14 protein-coding genes are annotated in these 18166 nt (G+C 60.6%); 3 read left to right on the top strand and 11 right to left on the bottom strand.

Annotation, left to right across the window (positions count from 1 at the left end; all coding sequences use genetic code 11):
- Window positions 1-247: 247 nt before the first annotated feature.
- The 3 genes from clpB to rluD all read right to left on the bottom strand — a co-directional run bounded on the left by clpB (window position 248) and on the right by rluD (window position 4854).
- Entirely contained in the window at window positions 248-2821 is a 2574-nt protein-coding gene (clpB, locus tag NOM06_RS13675) for an ATP-dependent chaperone ClpB (protein WP_255911974.1), read from the bottom strand.
- A gap of 202 nt (window positions 2822-3023) precedes the next feature.
- Window positions 3024-3761 (bottom strand): peptidoglycan editing factor PgeF, encoded by a 738-nt coding sequence (gene pgeF, locus NOM06_RS13670; RefSeq protein ID WP_255911972.1) that lies wholly within the window; start codon window positions 3759-3761, stop codon window positions 3024-3026.
- A 112-nt stretch (window positions 3762-3873) separates the two neighbouring features.
- Window positions 3874-4854 (bottom strand): 23S rRNA pseudouridine(1911/1915/1917) synthase RluD, encoded by a 981-nt coding sequence (rluD, locus tag NOM06_RS13665; RefSeq protein ID WP_005339771.1) that lies wholly within the window; start codon window positions 4852-4854, stop codon window positions 3874-3876.
- A gap of 117 nt (window positions 4855-4971) precedes the next feature.
- On the opposite strand from rluD, the gene NOM06_RS13660 reads away from it, so the two are divergent.
- The gene (locus tag NOM06_RS13660; RefSeq protein ID WP_167570693.1) at window positions 4972-5727 is read left to right on the top strand and encodes an outer membrane protein assembly factor BamD; all 756 of its coding nucleotides are present in this window, start codon (window positions 4972-4974) and stop codon (window positions 5725-5727) included.
- A gap of 150 nt (window positions 5728-5877) precedes the next feature.
- Here the strand turns inward: NOM06_RS13660 and NOM06_RS13655 are convergent, their stop codons facing one another.
- The 8 genes from NOM06_RS13655 to yqhD all read right to left on the bottom strand — a co-directional run bounded on the left by NOM06_RS13655 (window position 5878) and on the right by yqhD (window position 16549).
- A complete protein-coding gene (locus tag NOM06_RS13655) occupies window positions 5878-7206 on the bottom strand; it encodes a CoA-disulfide reductase (RefSeq protein ID WP_255911970.1) in 1329 nt (442 codons plus the stop codon).
- Between the two features lie 98 nt (window positions 7207-7304).
- The gene (locus tag NOM06_RS13650; RefSeq protein WP_005341918.1) at window positions 7305-8705 is read right to left on the bottom strand and encodes an L-cystine transporter; all 1401 of its coding nucleotides are present in this window, start codon (window positions 8703-8705) and stop codon (window positions 7305-7307) included.
- A 133-nt stretch (window positions 8706-8838) separates the two neighbouring features.
- Window positions 8839-10140, bottom strand: a complete 1302-nt coding sequence (locus tag NOM06_RS13645; RefSeq protein ID WP_040070060.1) for a serine dehydratase subunit alpha family protein — start codon at window positions 10138-10140, stop codon at window positions 8839-8841.
- 21 nt (window positions 10141-10161) lie between these two features.
- Entirely contained in the window at window positions 10162-10830 is a 669-nt protein-coding gene (locus tag NOM06_RS13640; RefSeq protein WP_139733403.1) for a transcriptional regulator, read from the bottom strand.
- A gap of 147 nt (window positions 10831-10977) precedes the next feature.
- On the bottom strand, window positions 10978-11757 hold the full coding sequence (locus NOM06_RS13635; RefSeq protein WP_255911968.1) for an ABC transporter substrate-binding protein: 780 nt from the start codon (window positions 11755-11757) through the stop codon (window positions 10978-10980).
- 98 nt (window positions 11758-11855) lie between these two features.
- The gene (gene pntB, locus NOM06_RS13630; protein ID WP_139472537.1) at window positions 11856-13340 is read right to left on the bottom strand and encodes a Re/Si-specific NAD(P)(+) transhydrogenase subunit beta; all 1485 of its coding nucleotides are present in this window, start codon (window positions 13338-13340) and stop codon (window positions 11856-11858) included.
- 11 nt (window positions 13341-13351) lie between these two features.
- Window positions 13352-14878, bottom strand: coding sequence for a Re/Si-specific NAD(P)(+) transhydrogenase subunit alpha (pntA, locus tag NOM06_RS13625; RefSeq protein WP_019446577.1), 1527 nt, complete (start codon window positions 14876-14878; stop codon window positions 13352-13354).
- Between the two features lie 507 nt (window positions 14879-15385).
- Complete coding sequence (gene yqhD, locus NOM06_RS13620; RefSeq protein WP_255911966.1) at window positions 15386-16549, bottom strand: alcohol dehydrogenase; 1164 nt, start codon at window positions 16547-16549, stop codon at window positions 15386-15388.
- Window positions 16550-16706: 157 nt separating this feature from the next.
- Between yqhD and NOM06_RS13615 the strand changes: the two genes are divergently transcribed.
- Window positions 16707-17609: an AraC family transcriptional regulator gene (locus tag NOM06_RS13615; RefSeq protein ID WP_005339751.1), complete on the top strand. Its 903-nt coding sequence runs from the start codon at window positions 16707-16709 to the stop codon at window positions 17607-17609.
- Between the two features lie 17 nt (window positions 17610-17626).
- A complete protein-coding gene (locus NOM06_RS13610) occupies window positions 17627-18139 on the top strand; it encodes a lipocalin family protein (protein ID WP_164537341.1) in 513 nt (170 codons plus the stop codon).
- The last annotated feature ends 27 nt before the right edge of the window (window positions 18140-18166 follow it).

Here is an 18166-nt window from a genome sequence, read left to right as displayed (position 1 = left end):
CAACAGGCAGGTGGCCGTCGGGGTTGAGCGAGCGCATCCCCGGCAGGCTGTAAGACGCAAGGCCGTTAGCGGTTTTGTTTCGAAATCGGGGGCTTGCCCCTGCGACCCGCTCAACCCACGTCAGGTCGCGTCACTACATTCCTCCCGGCAATCTTCGGATTGCCGTTTTTTTGCGCCCGAATCCCTGCCACCAGATATGGCAACGCCAGCCCGAGGGCTGGCGTTGCAAACATCGATGCGAGACTGGTTACTGGGTCATGGTGAGGCCGTTGCTGTCGGCCCCCAGCACCAGTTTTTTGCCCGGCACGATGCGGCCGGAGAGCAGGGCCTGCGCCAGCGGGTTCTCCACCTTCTGCTGGATCGCCCGTTTGAGGGGCCGCGCCCCGTAGACGGGGTCGAACCCGGCATGCACCAGCTTCTCGAGCAGCGCTTCGCTCACCTCCACCTCGTAACCCTGAGCCTCGAGACGGCCCATCAGGCTCTTGAGCTGGATGCGGGCGATGGACTTGATGTGCTCCTCGCCGAGCGGATGGAACACCACCGTCTCGTCGATCCGGTTGATAAACTCCGGCCGGAAACTGCGGGTCAGCACATCCATCAGCATGGCCTTCATCTCGTCGTAATCCTTCTCGGAGTGGTGCTCCTGAATCAGATCCGAACCAAGGTTGGAAGTCATAATGACCACTGTGTTGCGAAAATCAACGGTACGGCCCTGACCATCGGTCAGGCGGCCATCATCGAGCACCTGCAACAGGATGTTGAACACATCCGGGTGCGCCTTCTCCACCTCGTCCAGCAGGATCACCGAGTAGGGACGACGGCGTACCGCCTCGGTCAGATAACCGCCCTCTTCATAACCCACGTATCCGGGAGGCGCCCCCACCAGACGGGCCACGCTGTGTTTCTCCATGAACTCGGACATATCGATCCGCACCATGGCATCCTGGGTATCGAACAGGAACTCCGCCAGCGCCTTGCACAGCTCGGTCTTGCCCACCCCGGTGGGCCCCAGGAACAGGAAGGAGCCGATGGGGCGATTCGGATCGGAGAGACCGGCACGGGAGCGACGAATGGCATTGGAGACCGCATCGACCGCCTCTTCCTGGCCGATCACCCGGCTGTGCAGCTGCTCTTCCATCCGCAGCAGCTTGTCGCGCTCCCCTTCCAGCATGCGGGCGACCGGAATCCCGGTCCAGCGTGCCAGGACGTCTGCAATCTCCACGTCGGTGACCCGGTTGCGCAGCAGACTGGTCTCCTGCATCTCGGCTTGCGTGGCGAGATCCAGTTGTTTCTCCAGCTCCGGAATGCGGCCGTACTGCAGCTCGGACATCCGGCCCAGGTCGCCTGCGCGGCGCGCCACGTCGAGATCCTGACGGGCCTGCTCCAGCGCTGCCTTGATATGCTGGGTGCCGGCGAGGGCTGCCTTCTCGGCCTTCCACACCTCATCCAACTCGTTGTATTCCCGATCTTTTTCGCCAATCTCCTGATTGATCAGCTCCAGCCGTTTGCGGCTGGCGTCGTCATCCTCCTTCATCAGCGCCTGCTGCTCCAGCTTGAGCTGGATGATGCGCCGCTCGAGACGATCGAGCGCCTCGGGCTTGGAGTCGATCTGTAGCCGGATGCTGGCAGCCGCCTCGTCAATGAGGTCGATGGCCTTGTCCGGCAGCTGGCGATCTGCAATGTAACGGTGCGACAGCTGGGCCGCCGCCACGATGGCGGGGTCGGTGATCTGCACATGGTGGTGCAGCTCGTAACGCTCCTTCAGACCGCGCAGGATGGCGATGGTATCCTCGACTGTCGGCTCTTCTACCAGCACCTTCTGGAAACGGCGCTCCAGCGCGGCATCTTTTTCGATGTACTGACGGTACTCATCCAGGGTGGTGGCGCCGACGCAGTGCAGGTCACCACGGGCCAGCGCAGGTTTCAGCATGTTGCCCGCGTCCATTGCCCCTTCGCCCTTGCCGGCGCCGACCATGGTGTGCAGCTCGTCGATAAAGAGGATGACGTTGCCCTCCTCCTTGGCGAGATCGGTCAGCACAGCCTTGAGCCGCTCTTCAAACTCGCCGCGATACTTGGCCCCGGCCACCAGCGCCCCCATGTCCAGCGACAGCACCCGCTTGTTTTTGAGCCCTTCCGGCACTTCGCCGTTGATGATGCGCTGGGCCAGCCCCTCGACGATGGCGGTCTTGCCGACACCGGGAGCACCGATCAACACAGGGTTGTTCTTGGTGCGGCGTTGCAGCACCTGAATGGTACGGCGGATCTCATCATCACGGCCGATCACCGGGTCGAGCTTGCCGAGTTCGGCCCGCTCGGTCAGATCGATGGTGTACTTCTCCAGCGCCTGACGGTTCTCCTCGGCGTTGGCATCTTCCACCTTCTTGCCGCCACGCACCTTGTCGATGGCCGCTTCGAGTTTTTCCTTGGTCAGCCCCTGAGCGCGCAACAGCTCGCCCAGCGTTCCCTTCTCGTCGAGGGCAGCCAGCACGAACAGTTCGGAGGAGATGAACTGATCCTTGCGCTGCTGGGCCAGTTTGTCGCAGACGTTGAGCAGGCGGCCGAGGCCGTTGGAGAGCTGCACGTCCCCTTCCACGCCGCTGACGCGCGGCAGGCGATCCAGCTCCTCACCGAGACGGGAGCGCAGGGCGTTGATATCCATCCCGGTCAGGGTGAGCAACGGACGGATGGAGCCGCCATCCTGATTGACCAACGCGGTCATCAGGTGAACGGGTTCGATGAATTGGTGGTCACGACCCAGCGCAAGAGACTGGGCATCGGAAATAGCAATCTGGAATTTGCTGGTAAGGCGATCGAGGCGCATTGCACTCCCCCTTCAAACAGGCAGACGCCGCTTGCGCGGCAAACAACATAACTTTCTGAGATGAAAGATGAGGCCCGTACGGGCTATTTCAAGGGCATGGGCTGGTTATTTTTTCTGCAAGAGGGGACAAGAACAGGAGCCCCGCCTCTCTCATACGGCTCTGCTCTTGAGAGAGACGGGCTATTACTTGGCGGGTGATTGCTTAGCGGGCCAACCAGATGAGGGAGGCCATCCGGCCGGTCTGGCCGTCGCGGCGATAGGAGTAAAACTGCTCGCTGTCGCTGAAGGTGCAGTACTCGCCACCATAGATGGCGGTGACGCCGGCGCGGGCAAGGCGCAGCCGGGCCAGCTGGTAGATATCCGCCAGCCATTTCCCCTCATTGGACGAAGGGATGAACGCCGCTTCTGCTTCGGCCTGCTCGGCCATAAAGGCCTCGCGCACCTCGCCACCCACTTCAAACGCTGTGGGGCCAATGGCCGGGCCCATCCAGGCCAGGATCTTGCCCGGCTCGCAGCCCATGGCGACGATGCTCGCCTCCAGCACTCCCTCTTTCAGTCCACGCCAGCCTGCGTGGGCCGCTGCGACCACGGTACCTGCCCGATCGCAGAACAGCACCGGCAGACAGTCAGCAGTCATCACGATGCAGGCCAGCTCCGCCTCATGGGCGCAAGCTGCGTCGGCATCCGGCGCCAGCTCATAATGGCTGCTGACCGGATGAACCACGGTGCCGTGCACCTGATTAAGCCAGTTAAGGGGCCCCGGGATGGCGGCCGCCTGCTGCAAGCGGGCGCGGTTAGACTCGACTCGCACCGGTTCGTCACCCACGTGGGCCCCCAGATTGAGACCGGTAAAGACCCCTTCACTGACGCCGCCATCCCGGGTGGTCGACAACGCCCTGACACACGCCGGGGCTGGCCAGTCGGGTTCGATCCATTTCATCTGTGACTCCTTCAATTCACCGATATAAAAACGGGGCTCCTGCAAGGGAACCCCGTTTGGCATCTGTTCGGGCCGGATGACGCCAGAAACCGACGCAGCAGGCCCTATCGCATCAGTTCCAGACTAAATCATCCGGATTGGCGAGCGTATCCGCGCGCAGCACTTCCATCAGCTCCACCATGTCTTGCGGTGTAGCTGAATGCCACTGCATCACTTCACCCGTGATGGGGTGAGCCAGTTGCAGCATGGTGGCATGCAGCGCCTGACGGTTGAAGTTGCGCAGTGCCTGAGTCAGCTCGGGGGTCGCGTTGCGCAGCGGGCGCAGACGGCCACCGTAAGCGGGATCACCCACCAGCGGGTGCTTGATGTGCGCCATGTGGACACGGATCTGGTGGGTACGGCCGGTCTCCAGACGCAGACGCAGACGGGTGTGGCCACGGAACTTCTCGTGCACCCGGTAGTGAGTTACGGAAGGACGACCATTGGGCACCACGGCCATATGGGTACGCTGGGTCGGGTGACGACCGATGGGCGCATCAACGGTACCCCCTGCGGTCATGTGACCGATGGCGATTGCTTCGTACTCACGGGTGATCTGGCGCGCCTGCAACGCTTCCACCAGATGGGTCTGGGCGGGTACGGTTTTGGCAACCACCATCAAACCTGTGGTGTCTTTATCCAGACGGTGCACGATACCGGCGCGAGGTACCTCGGCAATGCCGGGGTAGCGGTGCAGCAGGGCGTTGAGGATGGTGCCATCCGGCGTACCTGCGCCCGGGTGAACCACCAGACCGGCCGGTTTGTCGATCACCAGAATGTGTTCATCTTCATAAACGATGTTGAGCTCGATATCCTGGGCATCCCAGCGAGTGTCATCTTCCAGCTCGACATTCACATGCACCTGCTGCCCGGCCAGAATCTTCTCGCGCGGGGTGTTGGCAACCTGACCGTCCAGGGTCACTCTGTCCTGTAAAATCCACTCCTTGATGCGGGTGCGGGAGTAGTCTGGAAACAATTCGGCCAGGGCCTGGTCGAGTCGCTGCCCGAATTGGTGATCCTGGAATTCGCCTGTCAGTTCAATATGCTGGCTCATGTATGGTCTCTTGAGCGGGGGGTATCAATTCGAAATAATCCGGGTATTCTAGCTTTTCTTTTAGCCAAGCATAACGGATACTTTGCCAATTTCGTGGAAATGGACCGGATGTTGTTGATGGGAAAGAAGTCTCACCTGCTGATGTCGCTCGCCTTGGTCGCTACCTTGATCACAGGCTGTTCCAGCACCAAACCCAAGGTACCCGACGAACCGCCGGAGACCCTGTACCAGAAAGCACGCCTCAAACTGGACGTTGGCAATTACGTGCAAGCCACTGAATTGCTTGAGGCTTTGGACTCTCGCTACCCATTCGGCGCCTACTCCAACCAGGTGCAGCTTGACCTCATCTATGCCTACTACAAGCAGGATGATACCGCTCAGGCGATCGCCAATATCGACCGTTTTATCCGCCTCAATCCGGCGCATAAAAATATCGATTACGTCTTCTATATGCGCGGCCTAACCAACATGGCGGCGGATTACAACTTCTTCCAGAGCCTGTTCGGTATCGGTCGTGACGACAAAGACCCGGCTTATGCCCGTCAGGCATTCCAGGACTTCAAGACCCTGCTGCAGAACTACCCCAACAGCGTCTATGCCGCCGATGCCCGCGCCCGCATGATTGGCCTGAAGAATCGTCTGGCCCGATATGACCTGAGCGTGGCCGAGTATTACGTGAAGCGTGATGCACTGGTCGCGGCCGCCAACCGGGCCAAGCTGATTGTCGAAACCTACCCCGACACAGCCGAAACCGAGAAGGCGCTGGAGATCATGGTCGAGTCTTACGATGCCCTGAAGATGCCGCAGCTGGCCAAGCACGCCCGCGAAGTGCTGGCCAAGAACTACCCGGAAAACCGCCTCGCCCGCAGCTGAGAGCGAATAAACCGGTAATAGTAAAAAACCGATGCCATGGCATCGGTTTTTTTATCGCTGCAATTTACCCTCAGCTGTTACCCGCAGATTGCTCTGCAGAGCTGGGGCAACGTAACGGCGCCTTCCCAACGCCGTCCGTCATCGCAACGCTTACTTCGCGACATTACCCGCTACGTTCAGGGCATCCCAGGTGCGGGAGAAGGGCGGCGCATAGGCAAAGTCCAGCATACCGAGCTGTTCGGTGGTCACCCCCATGGTGATGGCCACTGCCAGCGCGTCGATGCGGTGGACCGCCCCCTTGCGACCGAGGATCTGGCCACCCAGCAGCCGCTTGCTGCCCGCCTCGTAGACCAGCTTGACGTGGATGTCGGACTGACCCGGGCAGTAGTTGGTGTGGCACTTGTCCTTGATCACCACGGTGCGATAGTCGATCCCCATCGCCTTGGCTTCCTGCTCGGAGAGGCCGGTACGACCCGCCTCCAGCCCCAGCACCTTGAGCGCGGCGGAACCCAGAGTGCCGGGGAACTCCTGCTCGGCCCCCGCCAGGTTCTCGCCCACCATGCGCCCCAGCTTGTTGGCGATGGTGGCGAGCGGCACATAGACCTGCTGCTGCTTTACGCTGTGCCAGACGCTGGCACAGTCACCGGCCGACCAGACATTGGCCAGCGAGCTGCGTCCCTGACGATCCACCTTGATGGCGCCATTGCCGAGCCGCTCGATACCGGTATCGGCCAGAAACTCGGTGTTGGGCTTGACCCCGGTGCAGATCACCACGATATCGGCCTCGTACTCCCCCTGGCTGGTGCGCACGCCGGTCACCCGGCCATCCCCCAGCAGCGCTTCAACTCGCTCACCCAGATGGAGAGAGACCCCCTGCTCGCGCAGTTCGGTCTCGATATGCTGGGTGATCTCGCCATCAAACGCATCGGGGATGACCCGATCCGCCAGCTCGATAAGACGCACCTCTTTGCCTTGATGGACCAGCGCCTCGACCACCTCCAGCCCGATAAAGCCGGAGCCGATCACCACAGCGCGGCGATTGTTCTTGTCTTGAACCGCTGCTTTGAGCGCAAGCCCGTCGGCCATCCGGCGCAGACCGAATACCCCTTGCTGCTGCAAACCGGGGATGGGGGGCATCACTTCGCGGGCACCGGTGGCGATCATCAGGCGATCGTAGCGGTCGGTAAAGGTGTCGCCGTTGTGCTCCACCTGCAGGGTCTGGGCAGTTGCGTCAACGCTCAGCACCCGATGGCCAATCTTGACCTCGATCCCCTTGGCGGCGAACTGCTCGGGGGTGAACTCGGCCATGTAGCCGGGCTCCTGAAACTCGTCACCGACGAAGTAGGGCAGGCCGCAGGCACCGAAAGAGATCACCTCGGAGGCCTCATACACCACGATGTCGGCATCTTTGGCCAGACGGCGCGCCTTGGCCGCCGCACTCATACCGGCGGCTTCGCCACCGATGATCAGAATTCTCATTGTTTTTCCTCTCAATGGCGCAGGGAGGGCATGCCCTCCCTGCGGTCTATGACGGGAAAGAGTCACCCCTTTCCACGGGCAGATCAACCGACAGCAAATCAGACGGTGGATTCTTCGCCGTCCAGACTCACTTCGTGATCGCTGTTGAACACATGCATGTCGGTCTCGCCCATCAGGCGGCTGGTGACCGTCCCTGCGGTGATGGAGCCGGAAACGTTGAGCGCGGTACGACCCATGTCGATCAGCGGCTCGATGGAAATGAGCAGACCGGCCAGCGCCACCGGGAAGTCCAGCGCGGAGAGCACGATCAGCGCGGCAAAGGTGGCGCCACCGCCAATCCCGGCCACCCCGAAGGAGCTGACGGTAATGATGGCAATCAGGGTCATGATAAAGCCGGGATCCATCGGGTTGACCCCGACGGTCGGGGCAATCATCACGGCCAGCATGGCCGGATAGATACCGGCACAGCCGTTCTGACCGATGGTGGAACCGAAGGAGGCGGCGAAGTTGGCGATCCCCTCAGGAATACCCAGCGACTTGGTCTGGGTCTGCACGTTCATCGGGATGGAGCCCGCACTGGTGCGCGAGGTGAAGGCAAACGCCAGCACCGGCGTGATCTTCTTGAGGAAGCGCAGCGGGTTGATGCCGACCATGCTCACCAGCAGCAGGTGCACGACAAACATGATGGCGATGGCGCCGTAAGAGGCCATCACAAAGCTGAGCAGGTTAAGAATATCCGCATAGTTGGAGCCGGAGACCACCTTGGTCATCAGCGCCAGTACGCCAAACGGGGTCAGGCGCAGCACCAGAGTCACCATTCGCATTACGATGGCATGAGCCACGGCCACGAAGTGGCTGAAGCTGGCGAAGATCTCCGGCTTCTTGCGGGCGATGCCGGTAGCGGAGAGGCCAATGAAGATGGAGAAGATCACCACGGCGATGGTGGAGGTCTTGCGCGCCCCGGTCATGTCGAGGAAGGGGTTGGCGGGAATGAACTCCAGCATCATCTTGGCGAACGACATGCTCTCGACGCTGCCGAGGGTGGTCTGCAGCGCGGCGCCCCGGGCGCTCTCGGCGGCACCGGAGGTGAGCCCTTCAGCGGTCAGGCCAAACAGGTTGGACATCAGGATGCCCGCCCCGGCGGCGATGGCGGTGGTGAAGATCAGCACGCCTATGGTCATGGCGCTGATCTTGCCCAGCGCGGTACCACCATTGAGCTTCAAGATAGCGCTGATGATGGAGACCATGATGAGCGGGATGATGATCATCTGCAGCAGCTTCACATAGCCGCTACCCACGATATCCAGATAGTCGATGGTCTGAACAATGACCGGCGAACCTGCACCGTAAAGCAGTTGCAACGCGGCGCCGAACAGAATACCGAGCCCCAGACCGGCAAATACCCGGCGGGTGAAGCTCACATGTTTTTCCTGTAACCGGTAGAGAAAGAACAGCAAGATGGCGGCGATGGCCAGATTGCCGATAACGCTAAATGTCATGGTATGACTCCCCAAAAAGCGGGCTTGCGCCCGAGAAACAAGAGCAAGCGCCATGCTTGCCCTGGCAACCGTGTCAGACGGTCTGCGCCGTCGTGACAAGAACAAGGGGGTCTATCGCCCCCTTGTCACAGATTCACTGCTTCTGCTGTTTCGCTCGCATGATATTGATGATCTCGATGTCGGTATCCAGCATCCCCTCTTTGGAGAGGCGGCCCAGATTGGCGATGGTCTGGTCTACATCGTCGGAGACGATCCCCTCGCTCTGGGGGACATGCAGGTTGTTGATAGCCATCAGCGAAGACTTAACCGCCGCCGAGGTGGAGGTGGAGACCTTCATGGAGCAGGCGCTGCCCGCGCCGTCGCAGATGATGCCGGAGACATCGCCAATCATGTTGTTGATGCAGTGGCTGATCTGCTGATACTGGCCGCCCAGCAGCCAGGTTATGGCGGCTCCGGCCCCCATGGCGGCGGTACTGGCGGCGCAGAGGGCCGACAGCTTGTTCTGATAGGTCTTGATGTAGATGGCCACCAGATGGCTCATCACCAACGCTCGGGTCAGCTGCTCGTCGCTCGCCTTGAGGAAGCGGGCAGCCGCGACCACAGGCATGGTGGCGGCAATGCCCTGATTGCCGGAACCGGAGTTGGACATGGCGGGCAGCATGGCGCCATCCATCCGCGCATCGGAGGCAGCAGAGGAGAGGCGCATCGCCAGCGTCATCAGGTCATCGGAGAGCAGCTTGCGCTCCACCTGCTCGGTGAGGATCTTGCCGATCTTCAGGCCGTAACCCTGCAACCCTTCATCTGCCAGCGCCTGATTCATGGTGGCGGCCTCGCGGATAAAGTCGATCTCCGCCAGCGGCACTTCCAATGCAAAATCGACGATCTCCCGCAGGGTCATGGCCGGTTTGGCGGATTTGGCTGGCTGGATCTGCACGCCGGGGGCGCTGTTCTGCTCCATCAGCACCTCGCCATCCTTCTCCATCAGGATGATGCGGGTGTGGTCGGTGCAGATCACCACCCGGGCGCTATGGCCCTCCACTTCGGCCAGCACCTCGGCGTAGAGCACGTCCGGCACATCCTTCACATCCACCTTGATGACCGGCAACAACGTCTTGGCCGCTTCCACCTGTTCTGGTGTGAGGGTCTTGAGCACCTCCAGCCCGGCATCGGGATTGCCGCCGGTGATGCCGACCGCAGCGGCCACCGGCAGACCGATCATGCCGGTGCCCGGCACCCCGACGCCCATGCCGTTCTTGAACAGATTGCCACTGACCCAGACGCTGATGCGGGTCGGGGTCTCCCCCAGCAGCTTGCGGCAGTTGGCCGCCGCCAGCGCCACCGACATCGGCTCGGTACAGCCCAGGGCCGGCACCACTTCACGCTTGAGCAGGGTAATAAAGTCGGTCCATTGTGCTTTCATCGCAGTGTTTCTCATGTTCAGGGTGCCCGCAGGCAGTTATTGCTTGTTCAGATCCGCCTTGTGATTACGGATATGCAGATAAACAGTATGACGGGAGATGCCGAGCATCCGGGCAACCAGCTGGGCCGCCTCCTTGATCTCGAAGATCCCCATGTCGAAGAGCCGGGTCACTATCTCCTTGTTGCGCACCGTGCAGGAGAGCGAATCGTCCCGATCCACCTTCTCAATCACCTGGGTCACCAGATCGTCCACTGAGCTGGCAAAGGTCTCGTTGTTGAGCGGCGCCGGTGCCGCGGGCAGCGCAAAGGTATCGAGCAGGCTGCCAAGGGAGGTATCCAGACTGAAGTTCACGCAGAGCATGCCGATGGGCTTGCCCTGCCGGTTGCTGATGGTGATGGAGGAGGACTTCATCAGCGTCCCGTCGCGGGTACGGCTGAAGTAGCTGCTCCACTGGCTGCCCGCCTCCCCCTGCAAGCGGTTGAGGGCAAAGTCGGTGACCGGCGCCCCCTCCCGACGACCGGTGATATGGCCGTTGGCAATCTTGATGACCGATGCATCCAGCGTATCGAACGCATGCAACACCACCTCGCACCCTGTGCCAAACAGCGCGGCCAGCGCCTCGACCGCGGGCTCGAAACTGGCGATCAGATGACGTTCTTCATCCGTTAACGAATTGATCTGGTCAGTGGTGGCTGCTGTGGACATATATGAGTAACTCTGAGTAAACCGCAGTTGATTCTACTATCAACAAGATCAACTAATGTTGAGCGGTATCCCCTTTTTGTTCGCCATTATGCCCACCTTTTAACAAAGTGCGACAAATTGTGAAGCGGCGCACAGCAGGGCAGCAACTCAGAGGTGATAGCGGGCCAGCAACTGCTTGTAGGCGGGAGTCTGTTTGAATGCCTTGAGGGCAGAGGAGAAGCGGATAGCCAGCTGGTCGTGGCCAGGCTTGTGGGTAAACGCGAGGAAGTTGCGGTTGTCGTCGGTCAGCAGGCGCGAGCCGTGGTTCACCTGATCCTGCAGCCCCTGGGTATGCAGCAAGTAGCGACCGACCCGCTCGTTGAGCACCACCCCGTCCAGCCGACCGGCCATCATCAAATGCAGCTGTTTGATGGCATTCCCCTCCCCCGTCATCGGCATCCGGATCACCCCGGGATCGGTCAGAAAATCGGGGCTGTAGGCATAATCTTCCTGAATACCTATCCGCAGACCCTTGAGGTCGGATAGCTGCCTGAAATCCACCGGACGAGACGTCGGATAGAAGAGCACTTCACCGCTATAAGAGAGCGGCTCTTCGGGATAGTGGAGCCAGTGCTGGCGGGAAGGTTCAAAGAAGACATCGAGCACCGCATCCCCCTGCCTGAGACGGGCCTGCTGCAGAACCCGCTTCCAGGGCAGCACCCTGATTTCAGTGCGATAACCCATCTGGCGCAACACGGTACAGGCCAGATCGAGATCGGCGCCAGCCAGCTCGCCATTGTCACCACGCATCACATAAGGGGGCCACAGCTCGGTCAGCAGCGTCAGAGTCGGCGGCTCGTCCGCTGCTACGGCCGAACCAGCACCAAACAGGAAGGCCAGCAGCCAGCCGTACAACCCGATCCTTCGCCAACCCTGACACCACATCATGGAGATCCCTCATGGTCCGTATGGATTGAGGATATACAAGGGATGGGCAATAAAAAAGGAGGCCGAAGCCTCCTTGATATTCACTCTCTGAGTGGCACTTACAGTGCTTTCAGGATTGCCTCGACGCTGGCCTTGGCATCGCCAAACAGCATCTGGGTATTTTCCTTGAAGAACAGCGGGTTCTGGACACCGGCGTAGCCAGTGTTCATGGAGCGCTTGAAGCCGATGACGTTCTGCGCTTTCCACACTTCCAGTACCGGCATACCGGCGATCGGGCTGCCCGGATCTTCCATCGCGGCCGGGTTGACGGTGTCGTTGGCACCGATCACCAGCACGGTATCGGTATCGGCGAAGTCGTCGTTGATCTCGTCCATTTCCAGCACGATGTCATACGGGACTTTCGCTTCCGCCAGCAGCACGTTCATGTGGCCAGGCAGACGACCGGCAACCGGGTGGATACCGAAGCGCACCTTGACGCCGCGGTCACGCAGCTTCTGGGTGATTTCAGCCACCGGATACTGGGCCTGCGCCACCGCCATACCGTAGCCCGGGGTGATGATGACGGAGCTGGAGTTTTTCAGCAGGTCAGCCACTTCCTCGGCGCTGGTTTCGCGGTATTCGCCCATCTCCTGATCAGCCGTGGAGGCTACGCCGTCGGAGCCGAAGCCACCGGCGATCACGGAGATGAAGGAGCGGTTCATCGCCTTACACATGATGTAAGAGAGGATCGCACCGGAGGAACCCACCAGGGCACCGGTGACGATCAGCAGGTCGTTGGAGAGCATGAAGCCCGCCGCCGCTGCCGCCCAACCGGAGTAGGAGTTCAGCATGGAGACCACGACCGGCATGTCTGCGCCACCGATGGAGGCAACCAGATGCCAGCCGAAGGCGAAGGCGATCAGGGTCATCACCAGCAGGGCGAAGGTAGAGCCGCCCGCGTTGACGAAGTAGACCATCAGCGCCAGAGAAGCGACCACGGCCAGCAGGTTCAGCTTGTGGCGGTGTGGCAGCATCAGCGGCTTGGAGGAGATGAGACCGCGCAGTTTGCCGAAGGCAACCACGGAACCGGTAAAGGTTACGGCACCGATGAAGACGCCCAGGAAGATCTCGACCAGGTGGATGTTCAGCATGGCGCCGGTCAGGTGCTCGACCTGGGCAACGCTGTTGGCCTGCTCGAACGCCGCACGGGCGGCTGCCAGAGTGGCATCCAGGTTGGAACCGACGGAGACAACCACTTCAGCCGGTGCGGAGGGGTGCAGATCGATGAAGCTGTTGAAGCCCACCAGCACTGCCGCCATACCCACGAAGCTATGCAGCACGGCCACCAGCTCGGGCATCTCGGTCATTTCGACCTTGAGCGCCAGCCGCACGCCGATGGCACCACCGATCACCATGGCCAGAATGATCCAGTGAACGCCACTGGTCTCCGGGTTGAACACGGTCGCGATCAGGGCGATGGCCATACCCGCGATACCGAACAGGTTGCCATGTTTGGCCGTCTCTTGCTTCGACAGTCCCGCGAGACTGAGGATGAAGAGCACGGCGGCAACGATATAGGATGCTGTTACCAGTCCTTGAGACACGTTAAACCCCCTTAATCCTTACGGAACATCTTCAGCATGCGCTGAGTGACGGTGAAGCCGCCGAAGATGTTGATACTGGCAATCAGCACGGCGATGAAGGCCAATGCGGTAACCAGAGTCGACCCTTGCCCGATCTGCAGCAGGGCACCGACCACGATAATGCCGGAGATGGCATTGGTGACCGACATCAGCGGCGTATGCAGGGCGTGCGATACGTTCCACACCACGTAATAACCGACCACACAGGCCAGGATGAATACGGTGAAGTGAGAGAGGAAGGCTGCCGGGGCAACGGACGCAATCCAGCCGAAGGCGGCGATGCCGAGGGCACCGAACACGAACTTCTTGTTGGAGGGCTTGGCCTCTTCTTTCTTGGCGGCCGGTTTGGCGGCGGCCGGTTTCTGCGGAGCGGCAGAGACGGAGATAGCGGGCGGCGGGAAGGTCACTTCACCGGCCTGGATCACCGTCATGTTGCGCTGAACCACGTCTTCGAAGTCGATGGCAACGTTGCCGTCCTTCTCCTTGCACATCAGCTTCATCAGGTTGACCAGGTTGGTACCGTAGAGCTGGGAGGATTGGGCAGGCAGACGGCCCGGCAGATCGGTGTAACCAATCACCTTGACGCCGTTGTCGGTGACATGCAGCTCACCCGGCACTGTGTATTCACAGTTACCGCCAGCCTGAGCGGCCATGTCCACAATGACGGAGCCCGGCTTCATGCTGTCGACCATCTCTTTGGTGATCAGCTTGGGAGCCGGCTTGCCCGGGATCAGGGCGGTGGTGATGATGATGTCCACCTCTTTGGCCTGCTGGGCGAACAGCTCCATCTCGGCCTTGATGAACTCATCGGACATGACTTTGGCGTAACCATCGCTGGATGCACCGTCTTCGCCACCGAAGTCCAGCTTGAGGAATTCCCCACCCATGGATTCGATCTGCTCGGCCACTTCCAGACGGGTATCGAACGCACGCACGATGGCGCCGAGGGAACCGGCCGTACCGATGGCAGCCAGACCGGCCACACCGGCACCGATCACCAGTACCTTGGCAGGCGGCACTTTACCGGCTGCGGTGATTTGACCGGTGAAGAAGCGACCGAACTGGTGCGCAGCTTCAACCACGGCGCGATAGCCACCGATGTTGGCCATGGAGGAGAGGGCATCGAGGGACTGGGCACGGGAGATCCGCGGCACCATATCCATCGCCATCACATTGATGTTGCGCTCGGACAGCTTCTTGACCAGCTCAGGGTTCTGGGCAGGCCAGATGAAGCTCACCAGAGTGGCGCCATCTTTAATTTGTGCGATCTCGGCATCGGTCGGCGCATTGACCTTGAAGATAAGGTCGGCTTGCCAGACATTCGGCACCACGCTGGCACCGGCAGCCTCGAAGGCGGCATCATCGAAGCTGGCCGACAGGCCTGCGCCGGTCTCGATGGCGACCTCGAAGCCGAGCTTTTTCAGCTGCTCGACGGTAGCCGGGGTCGCTGCGACCCGGGTCTCACCGGCGAGACTCTCTCTCGGTATTCCAATCTGCATGACTATTCCCTGATGGTTAATAAACAATCGCTGCCCAGTGTCTCACTTCTGACGAAACAAGACATGACCAAAGTGCAGGTCCAGGGCTCTTTGTTATGAAAATCAGTAGGCTTTACCTCAACCTCCTGTCATGGTCAGGCCCCCGCTTTTCAGGCGCGAAGGTGATTAGTATCAAATTTTGGAGTTTTATTACAACCGCAGTCCCGACGGCACTCGTACAGAATTCAGCCCATCCCTGGCTACGATTAAAAAAAACAAACCAAATTAGAGGCTTATACCAGTAAAAACGGCTGAAAAAAGTGATCCAACCAGTCAAAAAAAATGTTTTACCGGCCCTCTATCTTAGCGTTTTTTGTTCTTACGAAATCCGCTTTCGTCTCACTTCTCGCAGCGAAACGCCGAAAAGTAACATTTTCCCAACAAAAGCGGGGCCGCTCAGCCGCCAGATGGCGGGAGAGGGCCCCGACAATTCAATCGTTTCGCCCGTTTGGCGCCGATTGGCGGCCCTTACCAGGCCGCTTCATAAATATGCTGGCTCTGCACCAGATCGATATCGCTGTGCTCGCCCAGACGGGTCATACAGTGCTCACCCAGCTTGCCGATCAGGGTGTCGATACCCAGATCTTTGAGACCGTAGTCGCGCAGTCGGGTCTTGACCCCCATCCGCTCGAAGAAGTCGCGGGTCGCAGCGATGGCATCGTCGATGCGCTCCGCTTCGCTGCCGCTGTTCAGACCCCACACCCGCTCGGCGTATTGCAGCAGCTTGGCATGTTTCTGTTTGCGCTTGGCCTGCAGCAGGGCAGGCAGCACCACCGCCAGAGTCTGGGCATGGTCGAGGCCATGCAGGGCGGTCAGTTCGTGACCCAACATGTGAGTGGCCCAATCCTGCGGCACACCGGCGCCGATCAGGCCGTTCAACGCCATGGTGGCGCTCCACATGATGTTGGCGCGCACCTCGTAGTTGTGCGGCTCGGCCAGCGCCTTGGGGCCCTCTTCGATCAGGGTCAGCAGCAAGCCTTCGGCGAAGCGATCCTGCACCTTGGCATTGACCGGATAGGTGAGGTACTGCTCCACTATGTGGACGAAAGCATCCACCACCCCGTTCGCCACCTGACGCTCGGGCAGGGTGTAGGTGAGCACCGGATCCAGCACGGCGAAGCGCGGCATCACGAACGGCGAGAAGAAGTGCACCTTGTCGCCACTGCTGCGACGGGTGATGACGGCGCCCATGTTCATTTCGGAACCGGTCGCCGGCAGGGTCAGCACGGAACCGAGCGGAATGGCGGAACGCACTTCACTGCCGACGGTTTCGAGAATGTGCCAGGGAGCCTTGGCCAGATCGTAGTGCGCAGCAGCGGCGATAAACTTGGTGCCATCGAGCACGGAGCCACCGCCAACGGCGAGCAGGAAGTCGACCCGCTCGGCACGGGCCAGCTCCACGGCGCCCATCAGGGTCTCGTAGGCCGGGTTCGGCTCGATGCCGCCAAATTCAAACAGGGTCATACCGGCCAGCTCGTTGCGGATCTGCTCCAGCAAGCCGCTGCGCACCACGCTGCCGCCGCCATAGGTGATCATGACGCGGGCATCGCTCGGGAGCTGCTCGCGCAACTGGGCGATCTGCCCTTGGCCGAACAGGATTTTGGTCGGGGTATGGAGAGTAAAGTTGTTCATCGACATTGCCTTCTTCTGATAGTCAGGGCGGCCTGGCCGCGAAATCGTGATTGCATTTTTCTCCAGAACCACCCTACCATCAAGACAACATCCTGCTTGATTCTTGCCTATTTCTACAAAGCAGCGAAAACCGGAACTGTCGAATCAAAGAGCGCCCATGCAAAACCGTTACAGCGACCTCGCAACCAGATTGACCCGCCACGTCACTGCACCCGGCATCACCCCATCACCGGTGAAACAGGTCAACCTCATCTATACCACCGAGCACCATGGCCGCACCCCGGTGCTCTACCAACCGCGGATGATCGTTATCCTGCAGGGACACAAGGTGGGTTATCTGGCGGATCAGGTGTTTCGCTACGATCCCAACCACTATCTGCTGATGACCCTGCCGCTCCCCTGCGAGTGCGAGTGCTTCGCCTCCCCCGAGCAGCCGCTTATCGGTTTTACCATCGAGATCGATCTGGTAACCCTGCAAGAGCTGCTGCTGGAGCTGGGCGATGCCCTGCCCGCTCCCGCGCCGCAAAAGAGCGGCGTCCACTCGGTCCCCCTGTCGGAAACCATGTTCTGCGCTGCCGAGCGACTGATCGAGCTGATGGACAACCCGCTGCACGCCAGGGTGCTGGGGCCGCAGACGGTGCGGGAGATGCTGTTCCACGCCCTCACCGAGGGGGGTGGCCCGGCGCTGCAAGCGCTCGCCAATCGCCACAACCATGTGGGCCAGATCGCCCGGGTGCTGCGTATGATAGAGTCCCGTTATGCCGACAACCTCACCATGGAGGAGCTGGCGCGGGAGGTGAACATGAGCGTCTCCGCCTTTCACCACCACTTCAAGGCGGTCACCGCTACCTCGCCGCTGCAGTACATCAAGTCGTTTCGCCTCCACAAGGCGCGGATGATGATGCTGCACGATGGCATCAAGGCGGGCACCGCGGCGGCCAGAGTCGGTTACGAGAGCAACTCCCAGTTCAGTCGGGAGTACAAGCGCTTCTTCGGCAGCACGCCGACGGATCAGGCCTCCCGCTTCCGGGATGGCCAGCTGCGCATCATCGAGGGATAACAAGAGAGGGATTACTTATGCGTTCACTGCTTTGCCTGTTCACCGCTTTACTGCTGACGGCCTGTACCGGGATTGCCGACGGCATTCGCCCCGTTACCGGCTTCCAGCTCGATCGTTATCTTGGCACCTGGTATGAGATTGCCCGCCTCGACCACAGCTTCGAGCGGGGGCTGGAGCAGGTGAGCGCCACCTACAGCCTGCGGGATGATGGCGGCGTCAAGGTGCTCAACCGCGGCAAGCAGAGCGATGGCAGCTGGCGCGAAGCCGAGGGCAAGGCCTACTTCGTCGGCAACCCGGACGAGGCGCGGCTCAAGGTGAGTTTCTTCGGCCCCTTCTACGGCGGCTACAACGTCATCGACCTCGATCCCGATTACCAGCTCTCGCTGGTGACCAGCTACAACCACGACTACCTCTGGATCCTCGCCCGCTCACCCAACCCGCCCAAGGCGAAGGTGGATGCGCTGGTCGCCAAGGCGAAGTCGCTGGGCTTTGCCACCGACCAGCTGATTTGGGTCAAGCAGACCCCTTAAGCCAGCCGTAAAATAACAAAGGGCAGC

It is taken from the genome of Aeromonas sp. JL9, assembly GCF_024436075.1.
Lineage (GTDB): Bacteria > Pseudomonadota > Gammaproteobacteria > Enterobacterales > Aeromonadaceae > Aeromonas > Aeromonas veronii.
The sequence above is the reverse complement of the archived record's forward strand: the minus strand, read 5'-3'. Positions and strand labels throughout refer to the sequence as shown.